This window comes from Streptomyces sp. CY-1 (assembly GCF_047218265.1).
GTDB lineage: Bacteria > Actinomycetota > Actinomycetes > Streptomycetales > Streptomycetaceae > Streptomyces > Streptomyces niphimycinicus.
The window spans coordinates 5,545,542-5,559,000 of sequence record NZ_CP178393.1; the positions used below are offsets into that span (position 1 = coordinate 5,545,542).

General features: G+C 71.6%; 12 protein-coding genes. 4 read left to right on the forward strand and 8 right to left on the reverse strand.

The annotated features are described in order from the left end of the window. Positions 1-30 precede the first annotated feature (30 nt). The 5 genes from hemB to ACK1X7_RS23815 are packed head-to-tail and all read right to left on the reverse strand — an operon-like array spanning position 31 to position 5,945. Positions 31-1,035, reverse strand: coding sequence for a porphobilinogen synthase (gene hemB, locus ACK1X7_RS23795; RefSeq protein ID WP_385144104.1), 1,005 nt, complete (start codon positions 1,033-1,035; stop codon positions 31-33). After that, complete coding sequence (locus ACK1X7_RS23800) at positions 1,032-2,696, reverse strand: uroporphyrinogen-III synthase (RefSeq protein ID WP_385144102.1); 1,665 nt, start codon at positions 2,694-2,696, stop codon at positions 1,032-1,034. Before ACK1X7_RS23800 ends, hemB begins: the two co-directional genes overlap by 4 nt. Next, positions 2,693-3,682: a hydroxymethylbilane synthase gene (hemC, locus tag ACK1X7_RS23805; protein WP_385144100.1), complete on the reverse strand. Its 990-nt coding sequence runs from the start codon at positions 3,680-3,682 to the stop codon at positions 2,693-2,695. The genes ACK1X7_RS23800 and hemC overlap by 4 nt, the downstream gene beginning before the upstream one ends. After that, a complete protein-coding gene (locus ACK1X7_RS23810) occupies positions 3,679-5,148 on the reverse strand; it encodes a glutamyl-tRNA reductase (RefSeq protein ID WP_385144098.1) in 1,470 nt (489 codons plus the stop codon). Before ACK1X7_RS23810 ends, hemC begins: the two co-directional genes overlap by 4 nt. Beyond that, a complete protein-coding gene (locus ACK1X7_RS23815; RefSeq protein WP_385144096.1) occupies positions 5,145-5,945 on the reverse strand; it encodes a redox-sensing transcriptional repressor Rex in 801 nt (266 codons plus the stop codon). The genes ACK1X7_RS23810 and ACK1X7_RS23815 overlap by 4 nt, the downstream gene beginning before the upstream one ends. A gap of 502 nt (positions 5,946-6,447) precedes the next feature. Between ACK1X7_RS23815 and ACK1X7_RS23820 the strand changes: the two genes are divergently transcribed. From ACK1X7_RS23820 to ACK1X7_RS23835, 4 genes are all read left to right on the forward strand, one after another. Continuing rightward, positions 6,448-6,726, forward strand: a complete 279-nt coding sequence (locus ACK1X7_RS23820) for a glutaredoxin family protein (RefSeq protein ID WP_216344430.1) — start codon at positions 6,448-6,450, stop codon at positions 6,724-6,726. Positions 6,727-6,868: 142 nt separating this feature from the next. Next, complete coding sequence (locus tag ACK1X7_RS23825) at positions 6,869-7,792, forward strand: HAD family hydrolase (protein WP_361506449.1); 924 nt, start codon at positions 6,869-6,871, stop codon at positions 7,790-7,792. 495 nt (positions 7,793-8,287) lie between these two features. Continuing rightward, on the forward strand, positions 8,288-9,094 hold the full coding sequence (locus ACK1X7_RS23830; protein WP_385144094.1) for an ECF subfamily RNA polymerase sigma factor, BldN family: 807 nt from the start codon (positions 8,288-8,290) through the stop codon (positions 9,092-9,094). A 204-nt stretch (positions 9,095-9,298) separates the two neighbouring features. After that, positions 9,299-10,537 carry a DUF5667 domain-containing protein gene (locus ACK1X7_RS23835; protein WP_385144092.1) on the forward strand — a complete coding sequence of 413 codons (1,239 nt, stop codon included), beginning with the start codon at positions 9,299-9,301 and terminating at the stop codon, positions 10,535-10,537. Positions 10,538-10,931: 394 nt separating this feature from the next. On the opposite strand, the gene ACK1X7_RS23840 is transcribed toward ACK1X7_RS23835, so the two are convergent. The 3 genes from ACK1X7_RS23840 to ACK1X7_RS23850 form a co-directional block, all read right to left on the reverse strand. Next, complete coding sequence (locus ACK1X7_RS23840) at positions 10,932-11,978, reverse strand: lysophospholipid acyltransferase family protein (protein ID WP_385144090.1); 1,047 nt, start codon at positions 11,976-11,978, stop codon at positions 10,932-10,934. Between the two features lie 14 nt (positions 11,979-11,992). After that, a complete protein-coding gene (locus ACK1X7_RS23845; protein ID WP_043235281.1) occupies positions 11,993-13,036 on the reverse strand; it encodes an NAD-dependent epimerase/dehydratase family protein in 1,044 nt (347 codons plus the stop codon). A 210-nt stretch (positions 13,037-13,246) separates the two neighbouring features. Next, positions 13,247-13,345, reverse strand: a complete 99-nt coding sequence (locus ACK1X7_RS23850; RefSeq protein ID WP_003948845.1) for a 30S ribosomal protein bS22 — start codon at positions 13,343-13,345, stop codon at positions 13,247-13,249. Positions 13,346-13,459: the final 114 nt, after the last annotated feature.

Here is a 13,459-nt window from a genome sequence, read left to right on the forward strand (position 1 = left end):
GGCCTCGTGGTCATTCCCCGCGTTTCAGGCTCACTCCCCGCGGTTCAGCCGCTGGGCGACCTCGGTCGCCCAGTACGTGAGGATCATCCCCGCGCCCGCGCGCCGTACCGAGGTCAGCGTCTCCATGATCGCGCGGTCGCGGTCGATCCAGCCGTTGGCCGCCGCCGCCTCGACCATCGCGTACTCACCGGAGATCTGGTACGCGGCCACCGGCACATCCACGGCGTCGGCGATCTGCCGCAGGATGTCCAGGTAGGGCAGGGCCGGCTTCACCATGACCATGTCCGCGCCCTCGGCCAGGTCCAGCTCCAGCTCGCGCATCGCCTCCCGGGCGTTGGCCGGGTCCTGCTGATACGTCTTGCGGTCGCCCTTCAGCGAGGAGCCCACCGCCTCGCGGAACGGACCGTAGAAGGCGGAGGCGTACTTCGCGGTGTAGGCGAGGATCGAGATGTCCTGGTGCCCGGCGCCGTCCAGCGCCTCGCGGACCACCCCGACCTGCCCGTCCATCATGCCGCTTGGGCCCACCGTGTGGACGCCCGCGTCGGCCTGGGCGCGGGCCATCTCCGCGTACCGCTCCAGCGTGGCGTCGTTGTCGATCCGGCCCTCGGCGTCCAGGACCCCGCAGTGGCCGTGGTCGGTGTGCTCGTCCAGGCAGAGATCGGACATGATCACCAGATCGTCGCCGACCTCGGCGCGCACATCGCGGATGGCCACCTGGAGGATCCCGTCCGGATCGGTGCCGGGCGTGCCGACGGCGTCCTTCTTGGACTCCTCCGGCACCCCGAAGAGCATGATCCCGCCGACGCCCGCGGCGACCGCGTCGGCCGCCGCCTTCCGCAGGGAGTCCCGGGTGTGCTGGAGGACGCCCGGCATCGCCTGAAGCGGCAGCGGCTCGGTGAGGTCCTCGCGGACGAACGCGGGCAGGATCAGCTCGGCCGGATGCAGCCGGGTCTCCGCGACCATGCGGCGCATGGTCGGATTCACCCGCAGCCGGCGCGGCCGCGCACCGGGGAAGCTGCCGTACCTGGTGCTCAAGAGCGTGCCCTCCTCCGTGATCCCGGCCGTCGCTCGCTCGGGCGGGTGACCGGCTCCCCGGCCTCGATCGCGGCCTGCCGCCGCGCCGCCCCGAAGTCCGCGAGCGCCTCGGCGAGCTTGAGCACCGAGGGCTCGGGCGACAGCACGTCCACCCGCAGCCCGTGCTCCTCCGCGGTCTTCGCGGTGGCCGGGCCGATACAGGCGATGACAGTGACATTGTGCGGCTTGCCCGCGATGCCGACGAGGTTCCGCACGGTGGACGACGAGGTGAAGAGCACCGCGTCGAACCCGCCGCCCTTGATGGCCTCCCGGGTCTCGGCCGGCGGCGGCGAGGCGCGCACGGTGCGGTACGCGGTCACGTCGTCGACCTCCCAGCCCAGCTCGATCAGCCCGGCGACCAGGGTCTCGGTGGCGATGTCGGCCCGCGGCAGGAAGACGCGGTCGATCGGGTCGAAGACCGGGTCGTAGGGCGGCCAGTCCTCCAGCAGCCCGGCCGCGGACTGCTCACCGCTGGGCACCAGATCCGGCTTCACCCCGAAGTCGATCAGCGACTTGGCGGTCTGCTCGCCCACCGCCGCGACCTTGATCCCGGCGAACGCGCGGGCGTCGAGCCCGTACTCCTCGAACTTCTCCCGCACCGCCTTGACCGCGTTGACCGAGGTGAAGGCGATCCACTCATAGCGCCCGGTGACCAGGCCCTTGACCGCGCGCTCCATCTGCTGCGGGGTGCGCGGCGGCTCCACGGCGATCGTCGGCACCTCGCTGGGCACCGCGCCATAGGAGCGCAACTGGTCCGAGAGCGAGGCGGCCTGCTCCTTGGTACGCGGCACCAGGACCTTCCAGCCGAACAGCGGCTTGGACTCGAACCAGGAGAGCTGATCGCGCCGGCCGGCCGCGCTCTGCTCGCCGACCACGGCTATCACGGGCTGTGCGCCCTGCGGCGACGGCAGCACCTTGGCGGCCTTCAGCACCTGGGCGATGGTGCCCAGCGTCGCGGTCCAGGTCCGCTGGCGGGTGGTGGTGCCGCCGACGGTGACGGTGAGCGGGGTGTCCGGCTTGCGGCCCGCGGCCACCAGCTCACCCGCGGCGGCGGCCACCGTCTCCAGGGTCGCGGAGACCACGGCGGTCGCGTCGGACGAGCCGACCTCGCTCCAGCAGCGCTCATCGGCCGCCAGGGCGTCCACGAAGCGCACATCCGCGCTGTGGGCGTCCCGCAGCGGCACCCCCGCGTAGGCGGGCACGCCCACCGCGGCGGCCACACCCGGCACCACCTCGAAGAGGATGCCCTCGGCGGCGCAGGCGAGCATCTCGTCGGCGGCGTATCCGTCGAGGCCGGGGTCGCCCGCGACCGCGCGGACGACCCGCTTGCCGCCGCGCGCGGCCGTCATGACAAGATTGGCGGTGTCCCGGAGTACCGGGACGGTGGCGGTGGCTGACGACCCATCAGTGTCCGCCTGTCGCGGCGCGCCCTGAGCGTCCGCGGCCACGCCCGGCCTGACGTGCCCCCGCACCACGTCGAGCACTTGCGGGTCGGCGATCAGTACGTCCGCGGTGGCCAGAGCCTCCACGGCGCGCAAGGTCAGCAGGCCCGGATCTCCGGGGCCCGCACCGAGGAAGGTGACGTGTCCGCAGCCGGGGTGATTCGGGACGGTGGGGTTCAAAGTGCTCGCTCCCCCATAAGACCGGCCGCACCCTTGGCGAGCATCTCGGCGGCGAGTTCGCGACCGAGGTCCCCGGCCTCACTGGGCGACGCGGGTACGGGACCGGTGGTGGATAGCTGCACCAGCGTCGTGCCGTCGAGGGAGCCGACGACGCCACGCAGGCGCATTTCGGTGACAACCTGACCGTCGGCCAACAGGTCGGCCAGCGCCCCCACAGGTGCGCTGCAACCGGCCTCCAGGGCGGCGAGCAGGGATCGCTCGGCGGTCACGGCGACCCGTGTGTACGGGTCGTCGATCTCGGCGAGCCGGGCAGTGAGCGCCACGTTGGACGCGGCACACTCCACTGCCAGGGCCCCCTGGCCGGGGGCGGGCAAAACATGGCCGGCATCGAGCAGCTCGGTCGCCTCGCCGATCCGCCCCAGACGGATCAGGCCGGCGGCGGCGAGCACCACGGCGTCCAGCCGTCCCGACCGGACATAGCCGATCCGGGTGTCGACATTGCCGCGTATCGGCACGGTCTCGATGTCGAGGCCGAAGGCGCGGGCCCACGCGTTGAGCTGGGCCGCGCGGCGCGGGGATCCGGTGCCTATCCGGGACCCCGGGGGAAGCTGGGCGAAGGTGAGCCCGTCGCGGGCGATCAGCGCGTCGCGCGGGTCCTCGCGGCGCGGTATCGCGGCGAGCGTCAGGCCGTCCGGCTCCGCGGTGGGAAGGTCCTTCAGCGAGTGCACGGCCAGGTCGATCTCACCGCTCAGCAGCGCCTCGCGCAGCGCCGAGACGAAGACGCCGGTGCCGCCGATCCGCGCGAGGTGCTCCCGCGAGGTGTCGCCGTACGTGGTGATCTCGACCAGTTCGACGGGGCGCCCGGTGATCTCGCGCACCAGGTCCGCGATCAGGCCGGACTGGGCCATGGCGAGCGCGCTGCGGCGGGTGCCCAGACGCAGCGGCGCAAGGCCGCCGGAGGCGGCGGGTGAGGGGGTGGCGTTCATGGCCGGCCTCCCTTCGGGTCGTTCGGTTCGGCCGCCCGGGCCGAGCCGTCGGCGCGGCTGACGGCGGCGACCGCCTGCGGATCGAGGTCGAAGAGCTCGCGCAGGGCGTCGGCGTAACCGGCGCCACCCGGAGTGCTCGCGAGCTGCTTGACCCGCACGGTGGGCGCGTGCAGCAGCTTGTCCACGACCCTGCGCACGGTCTGCGTGATCTCGGACCGCTGCTTGTCGTCCAGATCCGGAAGGCGCCCGTCGAGCCGGGCGATCTCACTGGCGACGACGTCCGCCGCCATGGTACGCAGCGCGACGACCGTCGGCGTGATGTGCGCGGCGCGCTGGGCCGCCCCGAAGGCGGCCACCTCGGCGGAGACGATGGTCCGCACCTTGTCCACGTCGGCGGCCATCGCCCCGGCGGACGAGCCCGGCGCGCCGGACGGCTCGGCGGCGGCCTCGGCGAGGGACTCGATGTCGACCAGGTGCAGCCCCTCGATCCGGTGCGCCGCCGCGTCTATGTCGCGCGGCATCGCCAGATCGAGCAGCGAGACGCCCGTCCCGGCGCGGTGGGCCCCGGGCGGGCAGGCCGCGCGCTGGGCGAGCGCGGTGCGCAGCTCCGGGGCAGTCAGGACCAGGCCGGTCGCGCCCGTACAGGAGACGACGATGTCGGCGTGCGGCAGCTCGGCGGAGACCCGGTCCCGCGGCACGGCGCGGGCCACCAGCGGCTCGCGCAACGTTTCATCACCCTCGGCGGAGATCGCGGCCGGAGTGGCCGCGTGCTGCTGGACCAGGGACTCGGCCAGGCGCAGCGCCCGCTCCAACGTCCTGTTGGCGATCACCAGTTCTGCCACACCGGCGCGGGCGAGCGTCGCCGCGGCCAGCGAGGACATCGAACCGGCGCCGATCACCAGGGCCCGCTTGCCCCGGGCCCACTCCGCCACCGGCGCGCCCTGGGCCATCTGCTCCAGGCCGAAGGTGACCAGCGACTGGCCGGCCCGGTCGATACCGGTCTCGCTGTGGGCCCGCTTGCCGACCCGCAGCGCCTGCTGGAAGAGATCGTTCAGCAGCCGCCCGGCGGTGTGCAGCTCCTGCCCCAGCGCGAGCGCGTCCTTGATCTGGCCGAGGATCTGGCCCTCGCCGACGACCATCGAGTCCAGCCCGCAGGCCACCGAGAAGAGGTGGTGGACGGCCCGGTCCTCGTAGTGGACGTAGAGATACGGGGTGAGCTCGTCCAGGCCGACGCCGGTGTGCTGGGCGAGCAGCGTGGACAGCTCGGCCACCCCGGCGTGGAACTTGTCCACGTCGGCGTAGAGCTCGATGCGGTTGCAGGTGGCCAGCACCGCGGCCTCGGTGGCGGGCTCGGCGGCGAGGGTGTCCTGCACCAGCTTCGCCTGCTCGTCCCCCACCAGGGCGGCGCGCTCCAGCACGCTCACGGGCGCGCTGCGGTGGCTCAGTCCGACGACGAGGAGACTCATGCCGGCATCACGGCGGGCACGTCCCCGTCAGGTCCTTGCCGGCCGCTGTCGGCGCCGGGGCCGCCGGAGGGCGCGCGATGCGCCACGGGCGGTGGTGGCACGGCTCCCGCGGCCTCCTCGGGCGCGGCGACCTCCTCGCCCGCCTTGCGCTGCTCGTGGAAGGCGAGGATCTGGAGCTCGATGGAGAGATCGACCTTGCGCACGTCCACCCCGTCCGGAACGGTCAGCACGGTGGGCGCGAAGTTGAGGATCGAGGTGATCCCGGCGGCGACGAGCCGGTCGCAGACCTGCTGGGCCGCGCCCGCCGGGGTGGCGATGACGCCGATCGAGACGCCGTTCTCCGTGATGATCTTCTCGAGCTCGTCGGTGTGCTGCACCGGAATGCCCGCGACCGGCTTCCCGGCCATGGCGGGGTCGGCGTCGATCAGCGCGGCGACCCGGAAACCACGGGAGGCGAAGCCGCCGTAGTTGGCGAGCGCGGCGCCGAGATTACCGATACCGACGATCACAACCGGCCAGTCCTGGGTGAGCCCGAGCTCCCGCGAGATCTGGTAGACGAGGTACTCCACGTCGTAGCCGACACCGCGGGTGCCGTACGAACCGAGATAGGAGAAGTCCTTGCGCAGCTTGGCCGAATTGACGCCGGCCGCGGTGGCCAGCTCCTCCGAGGACACCGTGGGCACCGAGCGCTCGGAGAGAGCGGTCAGGGCACGCAGATACAGCGGTAGCCGGGCGACGGTGGCCTCGGGGATCCCTCGGCTGCGGGTCGCCGGTCGGTGAGTTCGGCCAGTTGCCACGGTGCTCCTGCGGGTAGAGCGAGGCTGTGGGCGGCCGGGTGTTTCATGACCGCCCCATCGACAGCAGGCTATGTCTTTGTGAACGCGTGCACAAAGATGGTGTCCGCTTTGTCCGAGCAAAGTGACCGGTGTCACGCGCCTTTTCGCGCCAGCCGCGGAACCACCACCTGCGTCACGCCGTTCCCGGCAGGCACGCTCGTACCACTGGGCCGCCGACCGGAGCACAGGCCCTCACTCCTCACCTTTTTACCCCCGGACAGCAACAAAACGCCCACGATCGTAATCGACCGAGAGCCCACTTCCGAACTCGTGGGAGGGGCGCCGTCGCGGGTCAGGGCGCTGAGGTCTTCCGGCGAGTGAGCCGAAGGGGCGCGTCGCTGTCGAAAGGGAGAGCGCGCGCAGGGAGCGAGGAACGAGCGACCGAGCACGGTCGACCGTCGACAGCGGCTGAAGCGCCCCGGAGGCGAACCGAGCCTCGAAAAGGGCAGGCAGAATGAAGGGCATGAGTCCGTTGCTGCGCCGCACCCCGCGGAAGAAGCCCGCCGAGCGCACGGTCACGCTGATCGGCAAGCCCGACTGCCATCTGTGCGAGGACGCCGAGGCCGTGATCAAAGAGGTCTGCGGCGAGCTGGGCACCCCCTGGGAGAAGAAGGACATCACCCAGGACGAGGAGCTGTACCGCGCCTACTGGGAGCAGATCCCGGTGGTGCTCATCGACGGCGAACAGCACGACTTCTGGCGGGTGAACCCGGGGCGGCTGCGCAAAGCGCTCGGCGGCTGATTCCGAACCCCGCGAGACGGCCGCTCCCGCGCCCGCGAGGCGGCTGATTCCGCCCCCTGTTCGGCCTCCCTTTCGCGTAACCTGAATCGGCCCGACACCCGGGCGTAACGGGATGCGCCGGAGCGCTGGCTATGCTCGCTCCATGGCCGCACTGGGATGGTTCACCCGACGTCGACGACCCGCCACCGAGCGGAGTGTCCTCGCCGGAGAGGCATCGGCCGAGGCAGCGCGCAAGTCGTCGGCCGAGACCCCCGCACCGCAGCCCCCCGCCGAACCGGAATTCCCGGTCGTCGGCGACGAGCGGGCCGCCGCCTTCTTCGACCTGGACAACACGGTCATGCAGGGCGCCGCGATCTTCCACTTCGGCCGCGGCCTCTACAAGCGGCACTTCTTCCGCAAGCGCGAACTCGCCCGCTTCGCATGGCAGCAGACCTGGTTCCGGGTGGCCGGTGTCGAGGACCCGGCGCATATGGAGGACGTGCGCAGCAGCGCCCTGTCCATCGTCAAGGGCCACCGGGTCGCCGAGCTGATGTCGATCGGCGAGGAGATCTACGACGAGTACATGGCCGACCGCATCTGGCCCGGCACCCGGGCCCTCGCCCAGGCCCATCTGGACGCCGGGCAGCGGGTCTGGCTGGTGACCGCCGCGCCGGTCGAGACCGCGACGATCATCGCCCGGCGGCTCGGCCTGACCGGGGCACTGGGCACGGTGGCCGAGTCGGTGGGCGGCGTCTACACCGGCCGGCTGGTCGGCGAGCCGCTGCACGGCCCGGCCAAGGCCGAGGCCGTACGGGCGCTGGCGACGGCAGAGGGGCTGGACCTCGCCCGCTGCGCGGCCTACAGCGACTCCGCGAACGACATCCCGATGCTGTCGATCGTGGGCCATCCGTACGCGGTGAACCCGGACACCCGGCTGCGCAAGCACGCCCGTGAGAACAGTTGGCGGCTGCGCGACTACCGCACCGGCCGCAAGGCGGCCAAGATCGGCATTCCGGCGGCGGCCGGGGTGGGCGCGGTGGCGGGCGGCACGGCGGCCGCCGTGGCCCTGCACCGCCGACGCCGCTGACCGCGGGCGGCCGAGGACCCACTCCACCCCGCTGACCTCCCGCTGGACCCTTTCCGGCGCCCTCCCCCCGGGCCGCGCTGACCGCTCGCGCACGACCGTGACCGAGGACGGTCAAGACTGACCGCCGATCGCGCTCCGTGACCATGCGCCCATCGATACGCAGGGTCACCAACCGAACGCGCCCGTCCTGTTTCGGTCATTCCGCGCGTCTTACCCCACAGCGCTCCCGCCAGTCCCCTTACCGCCGCTTTGTCACAACACGCCACGCAATCGCACAACCCACGAACAATTCCGATCAATTAGCGGTACACGTTCGATACTTGATGAGTCATCAATCCATAACAGAGCGAACGGAAACGATGATTTGAACAACTGGGTGTAGTGCTGCCTGTACGAAGCGTTATTCTCCTTAGACGCAAACCGGTACCCACACGTCCCTACGGCGGGTGACGGTCCCGTACTGATCGTGATGGAAGCTCTGCCTCTGGGAGTCTCGTGTACCCACACGTCGGGGTTGACGCCTCGGGCCTGGCTACGCTGCGCGCAACGGTCCTTGACTGTCTGCGCGGCTTCGTCCCCACCGCGTATGCCGTCCCCGGCCTCGCCGCCCCCCTGCCCGCCAGCCCAGCCGTCGGCACGGTCAATCGCCCCGGCCAGGCCGGTCCGTGCTACGCACTGGCGGACGGCGGCGCCGCGGTCAGCAGACGCTCCCGCGGCTCCACCCCCACCGCCCGGCGCCCCGGCGCCGACAGCGACAGCCGTCGCATGATGGACCTCGTCGAGCGCGCCCAGTCCGGAGAGGCGGAGGCGTTCGGCAGGCTCTACGACCAGTACGCCGACACGGTCTACCGCTATATCTATTACCGCGTGGGCGGCAAGGCCACGGCCGAGGACCTGACCAGCGAGACGTTCCTGCGCGCCCTGCGCCGCATCGGCACCTTCACCTGGCAGGGCCGTGACTTCGGCGCCTGGCTGGTGACCATCGCGCGCAACCTCGTCGCCGACCACTTCAAGTCCAGCCGCTTCCGGCTGGAGGTCACCACCGGCGAGATGCTGGACGCCAACGAGGTCGAGCGCAGCCCAGAGGACTCCGTCCTCGAATCGCTGTCCAACGCGGCCCTGCTCCAGGCGGTGCGAAAACTCAACCCGCAGCAGCAGGAGTGCGTGACGCTCCGCTTCCTCCAGGGCCTCTCGGTCGCCGAGACCGCCCGGGTCATGGGGAAGAACGAGGGCGCGATCAAAACCCTTCAGTACCGGGCCGTGCGCACCCTGGCCCGGCTTCTTCCGGACGACGCCCGCTGACCACCCGTAGCCGTCCGGCCACGGACCGTCCGCCTTTGGGCAGGGCGTAACCCGGGTGCTGCGCCGCTCGTTGTGGGAGATGCAGGCGCCTCGCGGTCGTACCCTGCCCGTAGTCCACTCACTCGATCGGGTGGACGCGCGCATGGCACGGAACCCTCGGGTGTCCTGGGGAGTCGACCGTCACGACGAGAGGAGGTGCCGCCTGTGATCGCGAACGTATCGGCACACCGGCGGGCGAACGCCTTCGCCAAGGCCCTGGAGGCCCTGGAGGCCCTGGAGAGCAACCACCAGGCCGCCCAGGACAATGCGCCGCAGCAACAGCCAGGTTCCCCATCGGCGGAGAGCGCCGAGCGGAGACGGCTGCTGGCCCTGGCGAGCGGGCTGGGCGAGCTGCCGAAACCGACATTGGACCCGGAGGTCCGCGTCACCCAGCGGGCGCAGTTGCTCGCCGCCATGGAGGCGGCCTTCGCCGAGGGCGCACCACGCGTGCCCGAGCAGCGCCGCCGCACCGGCGGCGCCCACCGCGCCAAACCCCCGGTCGCAAGACTGCGCCCCCGTTCCCGCTGGTCCAAGGGGCTTGCGGCCGGGGGGCTCACCGTCGGCGTCGCGGCGGGTGCCTTCGGCGGCGTCGCCGCGGCCAGCTCGGACGCGCTGCCGGGCGACACCCTCTACGGGTTCAAGCGCGGCATGGAGGACCTCAAGCTGGAGATGGCCGACGGCGACGCCGACCGCGGCCGGATCTATCTGGACCAGGCGTCGACGCGGATGAGCGAGGCGCGCCGCCTGATGGAGCGCACCCGCACCGGCGATCTGGACCATGACTCGCTGGGGGAGATCCGCCGGGCCCTGGCCGGTATGCGCCATGACGCCTCCGAGGGCCACCGGCTGCTGCACCAGGTCTACGAGCGCGACGGCTCACTCGGCCCGATCCAGCAGCTTTCCACCTTCTCCCAGGCCCATCGCGGCGGCTGGAGCCGACTGCGCGATCAGCTTCCGGTCCAGCTCATGGATGTCGGCGACGAGGTGAGCTCGGTCTTCGACGCCATAGACCAAGAGGTCGGTCCGTTGCGCGCGTTGCTGCCCACGAAGAAGGAGCAGCAGGGCCAGTCCGGCCAGACCGGGCACGCGCCCCAGCGCGCCGACGGAGTGGCCCCGGGCGACCGTCCTGCGTCCGCCTCGGCCACCCCGAGCGGCAGCCGCACCGGCGAAACCGCCGCCCACCCACACCCGTCGTCCTCGGCAAGCACTCACGACCAGAGCGGCGGGCTGGTGGGCGGGGCCGGGGACCTGCTGGACCCGCCGCTCGGCGGCGCGAGCCCCAGCCCGTCCACGGGCAAGGGCGACCCGGGTGGCAAGGCGTCGTCCCAGCCGGACATCACCATCCCCCCGCTGCTGCCGGACCTGCTGCCGGGCCTGAGCATCGACGGCGACGACACGAGGTGACGACGTACTGAGGGCGGGTGGTGTGCGCTGCCGCCCACCACCCGCCCTCAGACCAGGCCACGCCTCAGAAGAACACCGACCGCCGCTGCACCAGCAGCTTGGCCCCTCCTCCGGCCGACCTCGCATGGCTCGGCCCTGGGGGGCCGCCCCAGCTTCGGCCGGGCTGCGCCGGACTCCGTCCGTCGGGCCGGGTGGCCGCGCCTCATCACGCCGCCCGCAGGGGCACGCCTCAGAAGAACACCGACCGCCGCTGCACCAACAGCTTGGCCCCTCCTCCGGCCGACCTCGCATGGCTCGGCCCTGGGGGGCCGCCCCAGCTTGGGCCGGGCTGCGCCGGACTCCGTCCGTCGGGCCGGGTGGCCGCGCCTCATCACGCCGCCCGCAGGGGCAAGCCTCAGAAGAACACCGACCGCCGCTGCACCAACAGCTTGTAGAGCGTGTGCTGGATCGTTTCTCGTACCTGGTCCGTCAGGTTGAACATCAGCATCGGGTCGTCCGCCGCCTCCGGCGGATGCCCGTCGGTGGGGATGGGCTCGCCGAACTGGATCGTCCACTTCGTCGGCAGCGGCACCGCGCCCAGCGGCCCCAGCAGCGGGAAGGTCGGCGTGACCGGGAAGTACGGCAGGCCGAGCAGCCGGGCCAGGGTCTTCGCGTTCCCCACCATCGGGTAGATCTCCTCCGCGCCCACGATCGAGCACGGCACGATCGGCGCGCCCGCGCGCAGCGCCGTCGAGACGAAGCCGCCCCGCCCGAAGCGCTGGAGCTTGTACCGCTCCGAGAACGGCTTGCCGATCCCCTTGAAGCCCTCCGGCATCACCCCGACCACCTCGCCGCGCTCCAGCAGCAACTGGGCGTCCTCGGCGCAGGCGAGGGTGTGACCCGCCTTGCGCGCCAGCTCGTTGACGACCGGCAGTACGAAGACGAGGTCGGCCGCGAGCAGCCGCAGATGGCGCTGGGCCGGGTGGTTGTCGTGCACCGCGACCTGGAGCATCAGCCCGTCCAGCGGCAGCACCCCGGAGTGGTTGGCGACGACGAGCGCACCGCCGCTGTCGGGGATGTTCTCGATCCCCTTCACCTCGACCCGGAAGTACTTCTCGTACAGCGGGCGGAGCAGGGACATCAGCACCTGCTCGGTCAGATCGTGGTCGTAGCCGAAGTCGTCGACCTCGTAGTCCCCGGTGATCCGGCGGCGCAGAAAGCTCAGTCCGTGGGCCAGCTTGCGCTCCCAGTCGCCGCTGCCCGGGGCCCGCTTGGGCGGGTCGGGCGGCAGGGGCGGCACGGCCGCGGCCGCCGTCTGGGGGCGCTGTTCGAGCGCCTCGTCGCGCTGCTGCGGTACGGGCTTGAGCGAGCCCTGGGAGCGGCCGCCGCGCCCCAGCCGAGGGACCTTCCTCCGGGAAGACCTGGGCTCCTCACCAAACGGAATGACCTTGGCGTCCGCCATGGTGGTTGCGCTCCTCACGTCTGGGCGCCCGCGGGCAGCAGCGCGGCGAGCCGATCAATGGTACGGGCGAGGGTCTCGGGCGGGAGCAGCCCGGGACCACGGCTGTGCGCATAGTCCGCGAGGGCACCGGCGGTGGTGTGCTCGGGTTCGAATCCCAGGGTCTCGCGCATCTGGTTGGTGGCCACGACCCGGCCGTGGGTGAGCAGCCGGACCTGCTCGGGCGAGAAGTCGGTGATGCCGAGGGACCGCAGCGCGGTGCGGGCCCAGCGCAGGGTGGGCAGCAGCAGCGGCAGGGTCGGGCGGCCGAGCCGCCGGGCGGCCTGGGAGAGCAGCAGCACCCCGTCGCCGGCGATATTGAACGTGCCGCTGTTGAGCGTGGACCGGCGCGGCTCGGAGGCCCCGATCCGCAGCACCTCGATGGCGTCCTTCTCATGGACGAACTGGAGCCGTGGGTCATAGCCGATGACGGTGGGCAGCACGGGCAGCGCGAAGTACTCGGCGAGCGGCGAGTCCGCGCAGGGCCCCAGGATGTTGGCGAAGCGCAGCACGCACACCGCGACATCGGGGCGGCGCCGGGCGAATCCGCGGACATATCCCTCGACCTCGACGGTGTCCTTGGCGAAGCCGCCGCTGGGCAGGGATTTGGGCGGGGTGGTCTCGCTGAAGACGGCGGGGTCGCGGGGCGCGGAGCCGTACACATTGGTGCTGGACTTCACCACCAGCCGCTGCACCGACGGGGCCTTCTGGCAGGCGCCGAGCAACTGCATGGTGCCGATGACATTGGTCTCCTTGATCGAGGCGCGATTGCCGCGCGCCCCCAGCGGAGTCCCGTTGATATCCATGTGGACGACGGTGTGGACGCCGTATTCGGCGAGCAGTTTCCCGATCGTGGGATGCCGGATATCGGCCCGGACGAAGTCGGCCCCGCCGAGGTGGTGTTCGGGTGGCACGGCATCCACGCCGATCACCCGCTCCACATCGGGTTCGCGCTGTATGCGCCGGACGAAACGGCCTCCCAGCCGGCGAGCGACCCCGGTGACGAGCACGACCTTTCCCAAGATCAGCGCCTTCCTTCCCACCCTCGTCCGAGCTGGGCTGTGCGGAACACCGTAACCGCTCGATGTTGCGCTGTGATGACCACTCGCCGCGCGCTGCGCGTTTTAAGCCGGGGCAACAGGGGCCGCCGTGGCTCAGACCCGTGCCCCACACGCACCGCAGCCCTTCCACCGGTGGTGGAAGGGCTGCGGGACGAACACAGCGTCGCTTGCTTACTTCTTGTTGCGACGCTGGACGCGCGTGCGCTTGAGCAGCTTGCGGTGCTTCTTCTTCGCCATCCGCTTGCGCCGCTTCTTGATAACAGAGCCCACGACTACCCTCGCTCACTTCGATTCACTCGGTGCGGGGCGTCCGAGCCCACACGACCTACATCGGGCCAGCCTACCCGGCGCCGAGCGAACCACGTAATCCGAGGGTCCTCCCCG